Origin of the sequence: Actinophytocola sp. NPDC049390 (genome assembly GCF_044466355.1) — a bacterium.
GTDB lineage: Bacteria > Actinomycetota > Actinomycetes > Mycobacteriales > Pseudonocardiaceae > Actinophytocola.
The window spans coordinates 107347-121015 of the sequence record NZ_JBITMQ010000007.1; the positions used below are offsets into that span (position 1 = coordinate 107347).

Sequence of the window (13669 nt, forward strand, 5' to 3'; positions counted from 1 at the left end):
TGGCAGGGTGAAGGTGCCGCTGGTCGACCGGGGTGCGTGGCCGCACCTCGCGGCGGCCGGACGCCGAGCGGATCACCGCCCGCCACGTCAATGTCCGGCCGTCCCGCGTCCTGCTCAGGCCAGCGACTCCAGCCACGTGCGGTGCAGTGCCGCGAACCGACCGCCCCGGCCCTCGATCAGCTCCTCCGGGGAACCGTCCTCCACGATCCTGCCCCCCTCCACCACCAGGACGCGGTCCGCGATCAGGACCGTCGACAGGCGGTGCGCGATGATCAACGCGGTCCGGTCCGCCAGCACGGACTCCAGGGCCTGCTGCACCGCCCGCTCGGTCGGCACGTCCAGGCTCGACGTCGCCTCGTCCAGCACCAGCACCGACGGGTCCGCCAGGAACGCCCGCGCGAACGCCACCATCTGCCGTTGCCCCGCCGACAGCCTGCCGCCGCGTTTGCGGACGTCGGTGTCGTAGCCGTCGGGGAGCGCCGCGATGAACTCGTGCGCGCCCACCGCCGCCGCGGCCGACTCGACCTCCGCGCGGGACGCGGTCGGGCGGCCCAGCGCGATGTTGTCCGCGACCGAGCCCGCGAACAGGAAGTTCTCCTGCGTCACGGTCACCACCTCGTGGCGCAGCGCCTCGTCCGCCACGTCACACAGCGGGATGCCGTCGATCTTCACGGCACCCTCGGACGGGTCGTAGAAGCGGCCGACCAGCTTCGCGAGCGTCGACTTGCCCGCACCGGTCGCGCCGACCAGTGCGACCGTCTGACCGGCTGGGATGCGCAGGTCGAACGTCGGCAGCACCACCGGCGTCGTCGCGGAGTAGCGGAACTCGACCCGGTCGAAGTCGATCTCGCGGCCCGTGGTCCTCGCCGGGAGCGGCTTCGGGTCCGCCGGTTCGACGACCGTCGGTTCCTCCTCCAGGACGCCCGAGATCTTCTCCAGCGCCGCGATCGCCGACGTGTACGAGTTCGCGAACATCGCCAGCTCGTCCAGCGGGTCGTAGAAGCGGCGCAGGTACAGCATGAACGCCGTCAGCACGCCCAACTCCAGCCCGCCGTCGACGACCCGCACCGCGCCGATCGCCAGCACGATCGCCAGCGTCACGTTGCCCACCCAGCGCACGGTCATCGTGAAGCGGGCGACGACGATCAGGGCTTCCTTGTTGGCCGCCCGGAAGCGGTCGTTCAGCGCCGCCATGATCGTCTCGTTGCGGTCCTCGCGGCGGAACGCCTGCACCGCGCGCACGCCGTTCATGGTCTCCACGAACTGCACGATGATCTTCGCGATGGCGCCTCGGGTGTCGCGGTACGCGTGCCGTGACCGCAGGTAGAACCAGCGCGTCACCCAGATCAGCGGCACCAGGCCCGCCAGGACGATCAGCGCGAGCGGCACGTCCAGCACCAGCAGCATGATCGCGATGCCGACCACCGACAGGACCGCCGTGAGCAGGCCGTCCAGGCCGTCCTCCAGCAGGTCGTGCAGCGAGTCGATGTCGCTGGTCATGCGGGAGATGACCTTGCCGGACGTGTACTTCTCGTGGAACGAGATCGACAGCCGCTGCGCGTGGCGGAAGATCCGCTGCCGCAGGTCGAGCAGCACGTCCTGGCCGAACCGGCCCGCGACCTTCAGGAACGCGAACCTGGTGCCCGCAGCGCCGATACCTGACAGCAGGTAGGTACCGACGCACCAGGCGAGCACGGTCGTGTCGCCGTCGACCGCGTCCGGGATGCCGGTGTCGATGGCGATCGCGATCACCAGCGGGCCGACCAGCGTCAGGACGTTCTCGAACACGACCAGGCCGAACGCCAGCAGCGCGATGCCGAGCCGGGGTCGCACGAGCGACGTCAGCAGCCGCCGGGACCGCGCCTGCAGGCGGGCGCCGACGAGCGCGTCGATCTCCTCGTTGTCCTCGGCCGCGACGCCGCGCCACTCCTCCTCGGTCGTGGTACTCACGCGACCACCTCGCTCGGTTCTTCGTCCATCGTGGACAGCAGTGCGCGGTACTCCCGGTTCGTGGCAAGGAGTTCCGAGTGCCTGCCCACCGCGGTGATGCGGCCGTCGGCGAGCATTGCGACCCGGTCGGCGAGCTGCACGGTGCTCGGGCGGTGCGCCACCACGAGCGCGGTGACGTCGGTCAGGACACTGCGCAACGCGTGCTCGACCTCGGCTTCCGTGTGAACGTCCAATGCGGACAGTGGGTCGTCCAGCACGAGCACCGACGGTTTGCCGACGACCGCGCGCGCCAGCGCCAGGCGCTGCCGCTGGCCACCGGACAGGGACAGGCCCTGCTCGCCGATGCGCGTGTCCAGGCCCCACGGCAGGTCGTCGACGAAGTCCGCCGACGCGACCCGCAGCGCCTGACGCACGTCAGCTTCCGTCGCGTCGGTCGCGCCGAGCGCCACGTTCTCGCGCACGCTCGCCGAGAACAGCACCGGCTCCTCGAACGCGGTCGCGACGGTCGCGCGCAGGTCGGCGATGGCCAGGTCGCGGACGTCGACGCCGTCGATGGTGACCTTGCCGCCGGTGACGTCCGCGAGCCTACCGACCAGGGCGGTCAACGTCGTCTTGCCGGTGCCGGTGGCGCCGACCAGCGCGATCGTCTCCCCGGGGCGCAGGTCGAGCGTGATGCCGCGGAGCACCTCCTCGTCGCTGCCCGGGTAGGCGAAGCGGACGTTCTCGAACCGCACGTGGCCGCGTGCGGGCGTCGGCAGCGGGCGCGGAGCGGGCGGGTCGGTGATCGTCACCTCGGCGTCGCGCACCTCCCAGTAGCGGGCGGCGGCGGTCGCGGCCTGGTTGGTCTCGGCGAGCAGCCAGCCGATCGAGTCGGTCGGCCAACGCAGGTAGGTGGCCACGGTGACGCCCGCGACCAGGGTGCCGACCGTCATCGTGCCGTCGACGATCGCGAACGTGCCGAACAACAGCTGACCGCCGATCGCGATCTCCGGGAGCACGATGATCGCCGCCCACAGCAGGCCGATGACGTGGACCTTGCGCAGCTCGGTCGCGCGGAGCGCCCTGGCGTCGGCGGCGAACCGGTCGGCGAGGTGTCGGCCGCGGCCGAACGCCTTGAGCACGCGGACACCCAGCACCGACTCCTCGACCGTGGTGGCGAGGTCGCCGTTCTGGTCCTGCGCGCGGCGGGCCAGCACGGCGTACTTCGACTCGTACAGCGTCGAGATCAGGACCAGCGGCGCCGTGCACGCGAGCGAGATGATCCCGAGGACCGGCGACAGGACGAAGAGGACGACCAGCCCGACCACCAGCGTCACCGTGTTCACGATCAGGAAGATGAACGCGAACGCGATGAACCGGCGCAACGTCGACAGGTCCGACACGGCGCGCGACAGCAACTGGCCGGACTGCCACCGGTCATGGAACGCGATCGGCAGGCGCTGTAGGTGGTGGTACAGGTCGTCCCGGAGCTCCGCCTCCACGGACGTACTGGGACCGGCGATCAGGCGTCGCCGGGTGTAGAACAGAACCGCTTCGCCGGTGCCCAGTACGGCGATGGCGATGATCAGCCAGGTGAGTTGGGTGGTGTCCCGGTCGGCGACCGGGCCGTCCAGGATCCGCTGGATCAGCAGCGGGATGGTGAGCCCGCAGAGCATCGAGCCGAAGACCGCCGCGCCGGAGCCGATCATGCGGCCGCGGACCGGTCGGAGGTAGGCGCCGAGACGCCGCAGAGCTGCGATGTTGGTGCTGCGGGCAGGTTGATGTGACTGAGTTGTGCTCATGATCTCCCCACGGTGCCGCTTCGACGGTATGCGAGGCGCCCCGTGCGCGGCATCCGGTTTTCTGGTGCCAGCGTGCGACCTCCAGTGCGGTGGAGGTCAAGGCTGCGGGATCATTCGGACATGACGCGACCGGAAGAGGTGCGGTTCCTGCGCACCCAGTCGACGATGGCGTTCCCGGAGGGGCGGTTGCTGGCGCTGCGGGAGGGAGCGCTGCACGTGCTCGCGCCCGACGGGTGGTCCCGCCTGCGCACAGAACGTCCCCGCGGCACGACGTGGCTCACCCGCGAGGAGGCCGAGGACTGGTGCGAGCACCAGGGCTGGCCCCTACACCTGCTGAACGAGGTCCCCCGCACAAACCGCGTCTGACCCCAACCCCGCGAGTCGCGCGCCAGAACACCGCGAGTCGCGCGCCAGGACACACCGAGTTGTCGGTTTCGTGTAGGAGGTTCTGCACGAAACCGACAACTCGGCATGTGTGAGAGCGCGACTCGCCATGTTCTGGCGCGCGACTCGCGGTGTTCCTGAGCGCGACTCGCGGTTTGGTCAGCGGTTGCTGCGGGTGCCCAGTAGGACGTCTTCCCAGCTGGGGACGCTTGGGCGGGCCTTGCGGCCCTTCTTTCGTGGTGGGGCTGCCGGGGCCGGGGGCGGGGTTGGTTCCGCCTTCGCGGCTGGGGTTTCTTCTGCTGTTTCTTCGGTCGCGGGCATGGTTGAGCGCGCGGGCTCCTCTTCTTCTGCTGGTGCGGCCGGGGCCGGCGTTTCCGCCGGGCGCGAAGAGGTGCGCGCGGCGGGAGCGGCCTGCTCCTCGGGAATGGCTGGCATGGTCGGGCGCGCTGAGCGCGGCTGGGCGGGTTGCTTCACCGGTGGGGACGGCGGGGAAGCAGGGGTGGCCGGGGCTGTTGTCGCCGCGGCCGGTGAGGGCTCGGTCGACGGCTCGGTGGCCGGGGCGGGGTCGCTCTGGCGGGCGGGTTCTGCCTGGTGGACGGGTTCGGGCGAGCTGGCGGGTTCCGCTTCGAGACTGGGTTCTGCCTGGGGGGTCGGGTCCGCTTGGCGAGTGGGTTCTGCCTGGGTCGATTCCGTTTGGCTGGTGGGCTCGGCCTCGTGGACGGGTTCCGTTCGGTGGGCGGTCTCGGGCTCGTGGGTTGGCTCGGCCTGGCTTGATGCCGCCGCGGGGCGCTCTTCCTGGTGAGATGCAGTGGCGGAGCGCTCTGCCTCGTGAGTCGGAACCGCGGGGCGCTCTTCCTGGCGAGGCGCAGCGGCGGGGCGCTCTGCCTGGTGTGGTGCGGTGGTTGGGCGTTCCTGCTGGTGTGATGCCGCTGCGGGGCGTTCTGCCTGGCGAGGTGCGGTTGCGAGGTGCTCCGGCTGGCGGGGCGCGGTGGTTGGGCGTTCCTGCTGGTGTGATGCCGCTGCGGGGCGCTCTGCCTGGCGAGGTGCGGGGCGGCGGTCGGTCTGCGTTGGCTCCTCGGTCCAGCGCTCGGTGGGGGGTTCGGCCGGGCGGTACCGCTCGGGCTCCTGGCGGTAGCGCTCCTCCCGGTACGGCTCGGGTCGGTAGTCGCGCGGGTAGCCGCGGTCGTACGGGTCCTCGACCGGCAGTTCCTGCTGCTCGACCAGGCCGACCGGGGCCGCGGCGTCGTCGGTCAGTTCGAAGTCCTGGACGTAGTCCGGCTCCTCGACGCGGCGCGGAGGCTCGCCGCCGTTGACGGCCTGGCGCCTCGGCTCCGCCACCTGCAGTGCCTGCGCGGCCAGTTCCGTCACCGGGCGGACGGTGCGCAGGCCGCGGTTCGGGTTCGGGTCCAGGAGGTCCAGGGCGTGGTCGTCGAGGGGAGTGGCCGTGCCGCCGTGGGCGCCGGGGTGAAACGACCAGTGGGCGTGGTTGTTCGAGCGGCCCGCCGTCCACGTGAGCTGGACGACCCACTTGCCGTCCTCGCCCTTCCACGAGTCCCAGACGGCCGCGGTGTAGTCCTGGCCACGGGCGGCGAACGCCTGCGCGACGACCTCACCGAGTTCCTGGACGTCCGGTCCGTCCTCGCGGACGGGGTGCGCCCGCTGGGCCAGCTCAGCAGTGCGGGATCGCTCGAGCAGCACCGGGTACGCGAACCGCTCGACCCGCTCGGGCGGCACGCCGGCCGCTGCCGCGACCTGCTCAACTGACTCTCCCGCACGGATGCGGGACTGGATCTCACGAGGACGCATCTGGCTCTCCAGCTCGATGGCGATCTGGCCGAGTCGGGTGATGTCTCCTCTGGCCGCCGCACGCAAACGCTCGTCCGCGGGGATCTGAAAGCGTTCGCCGCGGTCGGACTCGAGGATGACGATCTTGCCATCCTCTCCGAGTCCGACGACCCGCAGCGCACGCATCGCGGCCTCCTCGAGCGCCAGAACAGACTTCACCTCGCCAGCTGCCCACGTTAGATCGGCGGGTCGCCTTGACGGGCTAGGCGCGCCGAGTAACGTGCCCCTGTTCCCACCGATCTTGCCGGTTCGGGTTCACGCACGCCAGGTCAAGCCGGTGATCTTCTGGTAGGCGTCGACGTACCGCGCGCGGGTGGCCTCGACCACGTCAGCGGGGATTTCCGGGGCCGGCGGGTTCTTGTCCCAGCCGGTGCCCGCCGCCCAGTCGCGCACGAACTGCTTGTCGTAGGCGTGTTGCGGACGGCCGGGCTCCCATTCGGACTCGGGCCAGAAACGGGACGAGTCCGGGGTCAGCACCTCGTCGGCCAGCGTCAGCTCGCCGTCGGCGGCCGTGCCGAACTCCAGCTTCGTGTCCGCGACGATGATCCCGTTCGCGGCCGCCCGCGCCGCCCCGCGCTCGTAGACCTCCAGCGTCAGGTCCCGCAGGCGGGTCGCCGTGGACAGGCCGACGGCCGCGGCCACGTCGTCGAACGTGGCCGGGGCGTCGTGACCGCCGTCGGAGACCTTGGTGGTCGGGGTGAAGATCGGCTCGGGCAGGCGGGAGCCCTCGACGAGGCCGCGCGGCAGCTCCACACCCGAGATCGCGCCCGTGGCCTGATACTCCTTCAGGCCGGAACCCGCAAGGTAGCCGCGGGCGATGCACTCGAACGGGACCATCTCCAGGCGACGGCACCGGATGGCGCGGCCCGCGAACTCGGCCGGCACGTCCGTCGCCGACACCAGGTGGTTGGGCACGATGTCGGCGAGCTGGCCGAACCACCACACGGACAGCTGCGTGAGCAGCGCGCCCTTGTCCGGGATCGGGGTCGGCAGCACGACGTCGTACACCGACACCCGGTCCGAGGCCACCAGCAGCAGGTCGTCGCCGTCCGTGTAGATCTCGCGGACCTTGCCGCTGTAAACGTGCTGCACCTAGACCCGCTCCACCAGCCAGTCGATGCACTTGGTCAGCGCGGTGACGTCGTCCGGCTCGACCGCCGGGTACATGGCGACGCGCAGCTGGTTGCGGCCCAGCTTGCGGTACGGCTCCACGTCCACGACGCCGTTGGCGCGCAGGACCTTGGCGATGGCTGCCGCGTCCGTGCCCTCGGCGAAGTCGATCGTGCCGACCACGTTGGACCGGTGCGCCGGGTCGGCCACGTACGGCGACGCGAACTCGGCCTTCTCCGCCCACTCGTACAGCCGGCGCGCCGACTCGGCGGAACGGCCGGTCGTCCACTCCAGACCGCCGCTCGCCAGCATCCAGTCGATCTGCTCGGCCATCAGGAACAGGGTCGCGATGGCGGGCGTGTTGTACGTCTGGTCCTTCAGCGAGTTGTCCAGCGCGGTCGGCAGCGACAGGAACTCCGGCACCCAGCGGCCGCTGCCGCCGATCTCGCCGATCCGCTCCAGCGCGGCCGGGCTCATCAGCGCGAGCCACAGACCACCGTCGGACGCGAAGCCCTTCTGCGGGGCGAAGTAGTAGACGTCGTAGTCCTCGGCCTTGGCCGGCAGCCCGGCCGCGGCGGAGGTCGCGTCGATCGCGACCAGCGCGCCGTCCGACCCCGCGGGGCGGGCCACCGGCACGGCGACACCCGTCGAGGTCTCGTTGTGGGCCCAGCCGACCACGTCGGCGCCCGCGCTGTACTCGATGGAGGGCGCGGTGCCCGGCTCGGCCTTCACGACCACCGGCTCGGACAGGAACGGCGTGGTCACGGCCTTGGCGAACTTCGAGGAGAACTCACCGAACGTGAACGCCTGAGCCTGCTCGCGGACCAGGCCGAACGCCAGCGCGTCCCAGAACGCCGTGGTGCCGCCGTTGCCGAGCACGACCTCGTAGCCGTCCGGCAGCGAGAACAGGTCCCGCAGCCCGGAGCGGACGCGGCCGACCAGGGACTTCACCGGCTTCTGGCGGTGGGACGTGCCCATGATGGCCGCACCGTCGGCGGCCAGGCGGGCGAGCTGCTCGGGGCGCACCTTGGAGGGGCCGGAACCGAAGCGGCCGTCGGCGGGCTTGAGGTCGGCGGGAAGCACGAGGTCGGTCGAGGTCTGCGTCATCGGGACGGCTTCTCTCCACGTGGTGAGGGGTGTCTGCAGGCGCCGTTGCCGCGTTCAGTCTCCTCCATGCGTGCTGAGCGCGACTGGGGGGTCGCTTACTCCCACCTGCTGGAACGGCAACTTCACACTCACGCGCAGACCACCGGAGGGATTCGGCACCGCCGTCACCTCGCCGTCGTGGGCGTGCGCGACCGAGCGGACGATCGACAGGCCCAGCCCCGCGCCCGCTCGGTGCGACGTGCGGTCGGCGTCGAGCCTGCGGAACGGCTCGAACAGGCCCGCGACCGTCTCCGGCGGCACGTGCGGACCGGTGTTGGTGACCACCAGCGCCGGCCATTCGCCGACCTCCACCAGCAGGGAACCGCCCGGCTCGTTGTAGTGGACGCCGTTGTGCACGAGGTTCGTGGCCAGGCGTTCCAGCAGCACCGGGTCGCCGTCGACGACCCTCGGCGCGAGCCGCGACGCGACGAGCACGCCTGCCTCGTCGGTCAGTCTGCGCACGCCGTCGAGCACGGACGCCACGACGTGGTCGAGCCGGACGGGCTGCCGACCGGTCAGGCCGCGGTCACTGCGCGCGAGCACCAGGAGTCCTTCGATCAGGCGTTCAGTTCGCTCGTTGGTGTGGAGCAGATGCGCGCCGAGTCGCATGAGGTCGGGGCTCGCGGTCGGATCGGCCATCGCGACCTCCACGATCGTGCGCTGCACGGCGAGTGGGGTGCGCAGTTCGTGGGAGGCGTTGGCGACGAACCGGCGCTGGCTGTCGAACGACGCGGCGAGCCGGTCGAGCATGCCGTCGAACGTGTCGGCCAGCTCCTTCAGCTCGTCGTGGGGGCCGTCGAGGTTGATCCGCCGGTCCAGCCGCTCTGCCTCGAGCCGCCGGGCGGTCGCGGTGATCCGTTCGACCGGGCGCATGGCACGGCCGGCCATCAGCCAGCCGAGCAGCGCGGCCAACGCCCCCACCAGCAGCAACGCGATGCCGGAGATCCACAGCACGGTCTCGAGCGCCGACTCGCGGTAGCCGCTGACCGACCCTTCCACCTGCTGGTAGCTGATGGTCATGCCCTTCTCGCCGGGCGGGGAGACCACACTCTGCGCGTAGGAGGCCGGTTGCGGCAGCGCCTGGCTGACCAGCACGTAGTTGAGGAGCAGCAGGACCACGCCCGCCAGCAGGAACAGCCCGCCGAAGGTCAGTGCGAGGCGGGTCCGCACGGACAGCTTCACGACGACGTCCCGGGCATCCGGTAGCCCGCGCCGGGCACGGTCTCGATGACCGGCGGGTCGCCGAGCTTGCGGCGCAACGTCATGACCGCGACCCGGACGGCGTTGGTGAACGGGTCGGCGTGCTCGTCCCACGCCTTCTCGAGGAGGTCCTCGGCGCTGACCACCGCGCCCTCGGCCCGCATGAGCACCTCGAGCACGGCGAACTCCTTCCGCGACAGCGGCAGGTGCCGCCCGTCCCGCGACGCCTGGTGCCGTGGCCGGTCGAGCACCACCCCGGCACGCTCCAGCACGGGCGGCAGCGCGGGCATGGCCCGCCGGCCCAGCGCCTGCACCCGCGCGACCAGCTCGGCGAACGCGAACGGTTTGCCGAGGTAGTCGTCGGCGCCGAGCTGCAGGCCCGCGACCCGGTCGATGACCTCGGTGGCCGCGGTCAGCATCAGGACCTTCGCCTCGCCGCCCGCCCGCACCAGCGCACGGCACACGTCGTCGCCGTGCGTGCCGGGTAGGTCCCGGTCGAGCACGACCACGTCGTAGGCGTGCACACCGACCCGCTCCAGCGCGGCGTCGCCGTCGTAGCAGACGTCGACGGCCATCGACAGCCTGCGCAGACCCTCGGCGACGGAGTCCGCGAGGAGCCGCTCGTCCTCCACGACCAGCACCCGCATGCGCACAGTGTGCGCCGCCGGGGGATAAGGCCCGGATAAGCGAATTCGCTTAGCGCCGCCGAATCCGCCGCTCCGTAGAACTTCGGCCATCGAGCGAAGGGAGGCCCGAGATGGGCGCACGATGGCGGCTCGCGCTGCTGGCCGGTCTGTGCACGCTGGCCACGGCGTGTGCGAGCGGAGGGGACGACGGCACGGACGGGGTCGCGTCGCTGTCGGAGGGGAACACACCGTCCTCCTCCGTGAACGCGAACGGCCCGGACGACGACCCGGACGACGATGTGGACCAGATGCGGGCGTACGCGAAGTGCATGCGTGAGCACGGCGTCGACATGCCGGACCCGGAGGTGTCGCAGGACGGCGGCATCGGCATCTCGATCAACGGCGGCGACAAGGCGAAGGTCGACAAGGCCGACAAGGAGTGCAGGCACCTGATGCCCAACGGCGGCGAGCCGCCGAAGCCGTCGCCGGAGGACCTGGACCGGATGCGCGAGGAGGCGCAGTGCCTGCGTGACCACGGCATCGACGTGAAGGACCCGACCATGGACAACCCCGGCATCCAGATCGAGGGCGCCGGGCCGGAGGACGAGAAGTTCCGCAAGGCCATGGAGGAGTGCTCCGACGGCAAGGGCACGTTCGACTCCAAGGACGAGGGCTCCGGGGCCGTCGGCGGCGGCAAGTGAGCGGCCCGCAGACGTTGCGGCGCAGGCGGCGGGTGCGCTGGGTGGTGACGGGCCTGACCGTGCTGGCGGTGCTGGGGGTCGGCACGGCGGTCGCGGTGACCAGGCTGGGCAACCGGCCCGCCGCCGCCACCGAGCCACCGGACCCGCCCGCGACCGCGACCGTCACCAGGACGGACCTGGTCGAGCGGGAGATCCTGACCGGCGAGCTGGGCTACGGCACGGCACAGACCCTGAACGGCCGCCGCCCTGGCACGGTCACAGAACTGCCGAAACGCGGCGCTGTGCTGGATCGCGGTGACGTCGCCTACGAGGTCGACGCGAGACCGGTCGTGCTGTTCCGGGGCACGCTGCCGCTGTACCGGGCGGTCAGGGCGGGCATGACCGACGGCCCGGACGTGCGACTGGTCGAGGAGAACCTGCGTGACCTGGGCTTCTCCGGGTTCGGCGCGCCGGACGAGGACTTCACGTCCGCCACCGCCGAGGCGATCGAGGACTGGCAGGACTCGCTCGGCGTCGACGAGACCGGGGCCATCGAGCTGGGTGACGTCGTGGTGATGCCGGGCAAGATCCGCGTGGCCACGCTGACCGCCACCCTCGGCGGCGAGGCGACCGGGCCGATCCTCGACTACACGAGCACGCTCCGGTACGTCACCGCCGACCTCGAGTCGTCGCAGCAGGACCTCGCGCCGGTCGGCACGAAGGTCACGCTCACCGTCGGCGGCAAGCAGGTCCCCGGCACGGTCACGGCGCTCGCGGCCGCGCCCGCGTCGGACGAGCCGGGCGCCGAAGCGGGCTTCACGGCGACCATCGCGATCGGCGACCTGAAGGCCGTGGGCAAGGCGGACTCCGGCTCGGTCGAGGTCGTCGTCACCACCGGCTCACGGAAGGGCGTGCTGGCCGTGCCGGTCGGGGCGCTGCTCGCGCTCGCCGAGGGCGGGTACGCGGTCGAGGCGCCGTCGGGGAAGTTGGTCGCGGTCACCACGGGGTTGTTCGCGGACGGGCTGGTCGAGGTGTCCGGCGACGGCCTGACCGAAGGCATGAAGGTGGTGACGACGTCGTGATCGCGTTGCGGGAGGTGACGCGGACGTACCCGGGCGGGGTACGGGCGCTGCGCGAGGTGACGCTGTCGATCGGCGCGGGGGAGCTGGTCGCGGTCGTCGGGCCGTCCGGGTCGGGGAAGTCGACGCTGCTGCACCTGATGGGCACGTTGGACCGGCCGTCGTCGGGTTCGGTGGAGATCAACGGGCACGACGTGAGCCGGTTGTCCGACCGCCGCCTGTCGGCGCTGCGGTCGGAGTGGATCGGGTTCGTGTTCCAGCAGTTCTTCCTCACCCCCGGGCAGCCGGCCGTGGACAACGTGGCCACCGGGCTGACGTACGCGGGCGTGCCCGGCCGGGAGCGCCGGGAGCTCGCGTTGGCGGCCCTGGACAAGGTGGGGCTGTCGCACCGGGCGTGGCACCTGCCGTCGGAGCTGTCGGGCGGGGAACGGCAGCGGGTCGCGATCGCGCGGGCCGTCGTGAACGAACCCGCGCTGGTGCTGGCGGACGAGCCGACGGGCAACCTGGACAGCCGGACAGGAACGGAGATCCTGCGTCTCTTGCTGGACCTACGGGACGCCGGATCGACGGTTGTCATCGTCACCCATGACCGCGAGGTGGCGGCGTCCTTGCCGCGGCGCATCGAGGTGCTGGACGGCACGGTCCGCCTGGACACGGGGCTGGTGCCGTTGTGACGACGCTCCTTCCGAAGCCCCGACGGCTCGGGCCCGCGGACGTCGGCAGGCTCGGCGCGCACGGGATGCGGACCAGGCCGCTGCGTGCGGTGCTGTCCGCGCTCGGCATCGGGATCGGCATCGCGGCGATGGTGGCGGTCGTGTCGATCCCCGCGTCCAGCCAGCAGGCGCTGCGCGACCAGCTCGCGACGCTCGGCACGAACCTGCTGACCGCCGCTCCCGGCCAGACGCTCATGGGCGAGGACGCGTCACTGCCGCCGACCGCGGTGCCGATGGTCGCGCGGATCGACCCGGTCACCGCGGTGTCGGCGACGGGGGCCGTCGACGCGACGGTCCGGCGCACCGACAAGGTGGACGAGGCGGAGACGTCCGGCGTGGCGGTACTGGCGGCGCGGACCGACCTCTTGCGGGTGTTGCGGGGCAGCCTCCACGAAGGCCGGTTCCTGTCACCGGTCACGGAGAACTTCCCGACCGTCGTCCTGGGGTCGGTGGCCGCGACCCGGCTCGGCGTCGGCGCCGGTGACACGGTGTGGCTTGGTGGCCGCTGGTTCACCGTGGCGGGGGTGCTCTCGGCCGTGCCGCTGGCGCCGGAGATCGAACGGGCCGCGCTCATCGGGTGGCCGGTGGCGCGTGACCTCGGGTTCGACGGGCACCCGACGACGATCTACGTGCGGGCCGACGAGGCGTACGTGGAGGAGGTGCGCGACGTGCTGGGCGCGACGATCAACCCGGCCGCGCCGGGTGAGGTGCAGGTGTCGCGGCCCTCGGACGCGCTGGCCGCCAAGCGCTACACCGAGTCGTCGTTCAGCGCGCTGTTTCTCGGGCTCGGCGGGGTGGCGCTGCTGGTCGGCGGCGTCGGGGTCGCCAACACGATGGTGATCTCGGTGCTGGAACGGCGCCGCGAGATCGGGCTGCGGCGGGCGCTGGGCGCGTCCCGGCGGCAGGTGCGCGGGCAGTTCCTCGCCGAGTCGGTGCTGTTGTCGCTGCTCGGCGGGATCGTCGGGGTGGTCGTCGGGGTCGGCGTGACCGCCGGGTACGCCCTGACCAGGGACTGGCCCGCGGTGTTCCCGCCGGTGGCGTTGCTGGGCGGGGTGGCGGTGGCGGCCGTGGTCGGCGCGCTCGCGGGCGCGTACCCGGCGATGCGGGCGGCGCGGCTGTCCCCGACGGAGGCTTTGGCGTAGCCATGCCGGCGCT

12 protein-coding genes are annotated in these 13669 nt (G+C 71.8%); 5 read left to right on the forward strand and 7 right to left on the reverse strand.

Annotated elements, in window-relative coordinates:
* Window positions 1-114 precede the first annotated feature (114 nt).
* On the reverse strand, window positions 115-1950 hold the full coding sequence (locus tag ACIBVP_RS20930; protein WP_396107851.1) for an ABC transporter ATP-binding protein: 1836 nt from the start codon (window positions 1948-1950) through the stop codon (window positions 115-117).
* Window positions 1947-3731, reverse strand: coding sequence for an ABC transporter ATP-binding protein (locus ACIBVP_RS20935; protein ID WP_396107852.1), 1785 nt, complete (start codon window positions 3729-3731; stop codon window positions 1947-1949). Before ACIBVP_RS20935 ends, ACIBVP_RS20930 begins: the two co-directional genes overlap by 4 nt.
* Before the next feature lie 120 nt (window positions 3732-3851).
* Here ACIBVP_RS20935 and ACIBVP_RS20940 point away from each other — a divergent pair, with 120 nt between their 5' ends.
* The gene (locus ACIBVP_RS20940) at window positions 3852-4097 is read left to right on the forward strand and encodes a hypothetical protein (protein WP_396107853.1); all 246 of its coding nucleotides are present in this window, start codon (window positions 3852-3854) and stop codon (window positions 4095-4097) included.
* A gap of 177 nt (window positions 4098-4274) precedes the next feature.
* Here the strand turns inward: ACIBVP_RS20940 and sepH are convergent, their stop codons facing one another.
* From sepH to ACIBVP_RS20965, 5 genes are all read right to left on the reverse strand, one after another.
* The gene (gene sepH, locus ACIBVP_RS20945; protein ID WP_396108158.1) at window positions 4275-6086 is read right to left on the reverse strand and encodes a septation protein SepH; all 1812 of its coding nucleotides are present in this window, start codon (window positions 6084-6086) and stop codon (window positions 4275-4277) included.
* A 129-nt stretch (window positions 6087-6215) separates the two neighbouring features.
* On the reverse strand, window positions 6216-7052 hold the full coding sequence (locus ACIBVP_RS20950; RefSeq protein ID WP_396107854.1) for a phosphoribosylaminoimidazolesuccinocarboxamide synthase: 837 nt from the start codon (window positions 7050-7052) through the stop codon (window positions 6216-6218).
* Window positions 7053-8177 (reverse strand): phosphoserine transaminase, encoded by a 1125-nt coding sequence (gene serC / locus ACIBVP_RS20955; RefSeq protein ID WP_396107856.1) that lies wholly within the window; start codon window positions 8175-8177, stop codon window positions 7053-7055.
* A gap of 54 nt (window positions 8178-8231) precedes the next feature.
* The gene (locus ACIBVP_RS20960; protein WP_396107857.1) at window positions 8232-9398 is read right to left on the reverse strand and encodes a sensor histidine kinase; all 1167 of its coding nucleotides are present in this window, start codon (window positions 9396-9398) and stop codon (window positions 8232-8234) included.
* The gene (locus tag ACIBVP_RS20965; protein ID WP_396107858.1) at window positions 9395-10063 is read right to left on the reverse strand and encodes a response regulator transcription factor; all 669 of its coding nucleotides are present in this window, start codon (window positions 10061-10063) and stop codon (window positions 9395-9397) included. The genes ACIBVP_RS20960 and ACIBVP_RS20965 overlap by 4 nt, the downstream gene beginning before the upstream one ends.
* Before the next feature lie 110 nt (window positions 10064-10173).
* Between ACIBVP_RS20965 and ACIBVP_RS20970 the strand changes: the two genes are divergently transcribed.
* The 4 genes from ACIBVP_RS20970 to ACIBVP_RS20985 all read left to right on the forward strand — a co-directional run bounded on the left by ACIBVP_RS20970 (window position 10174) and on the right by ACIBVP_RS20985 (window position 13656).
* Window positions 10174-10743: a hypothetical protein gene (locus tag ACIBVP_RS20970; RefSeq protein ID WP_396107859.1), complete on the forward strand. Its 570-nt coding sequence runs from the start codon at window positions 10174-10176 to the stop codon at window positions 10741-10743.
* On the forward strand, window positions 10740-11804 hold the full coding sequence (locus ACIBVP_RS20975) for a peptidoglycan-binding protein (RefSeq protein ID WP_396107860.1): 1065 nt from the start codon (window positions 10740-10742) through the stop codon (window positions 11802-11804). The genes ACIBVP_RS20970 and ACIBVP_RS20975 overlap by 4 nt, the downstream gene beginning before the upstream one ends.
* Complete coding sequence (locus ACIBVP_RS20980) at window positions 11801-12475, forward strand: ABC transporter ATP-binding protein (RefSeq protein ID WP_396107861.1); 675 nt, start codon at window positions 11801-11803, stop codon at window positions 12473-12475. Before ACIBVP_RS20975 ends, ACIBVP_RS20980 begins: the two co-directional genes overlap by 4 nt.
* 65 nt (window positions 12476-12540) lie before the next feature.
* Entirely contained in the window at window positions 12541-13656 is a 1116-nt protein-coding gene (locus ACIBVP_RS20985; RefSeq protein ID WP_396108159.1) for an ABC transporter permease, read from the forward strand.
* The last annotated feature ends 13 nt before the right edge of the window (window positions 13657-13669 follow it).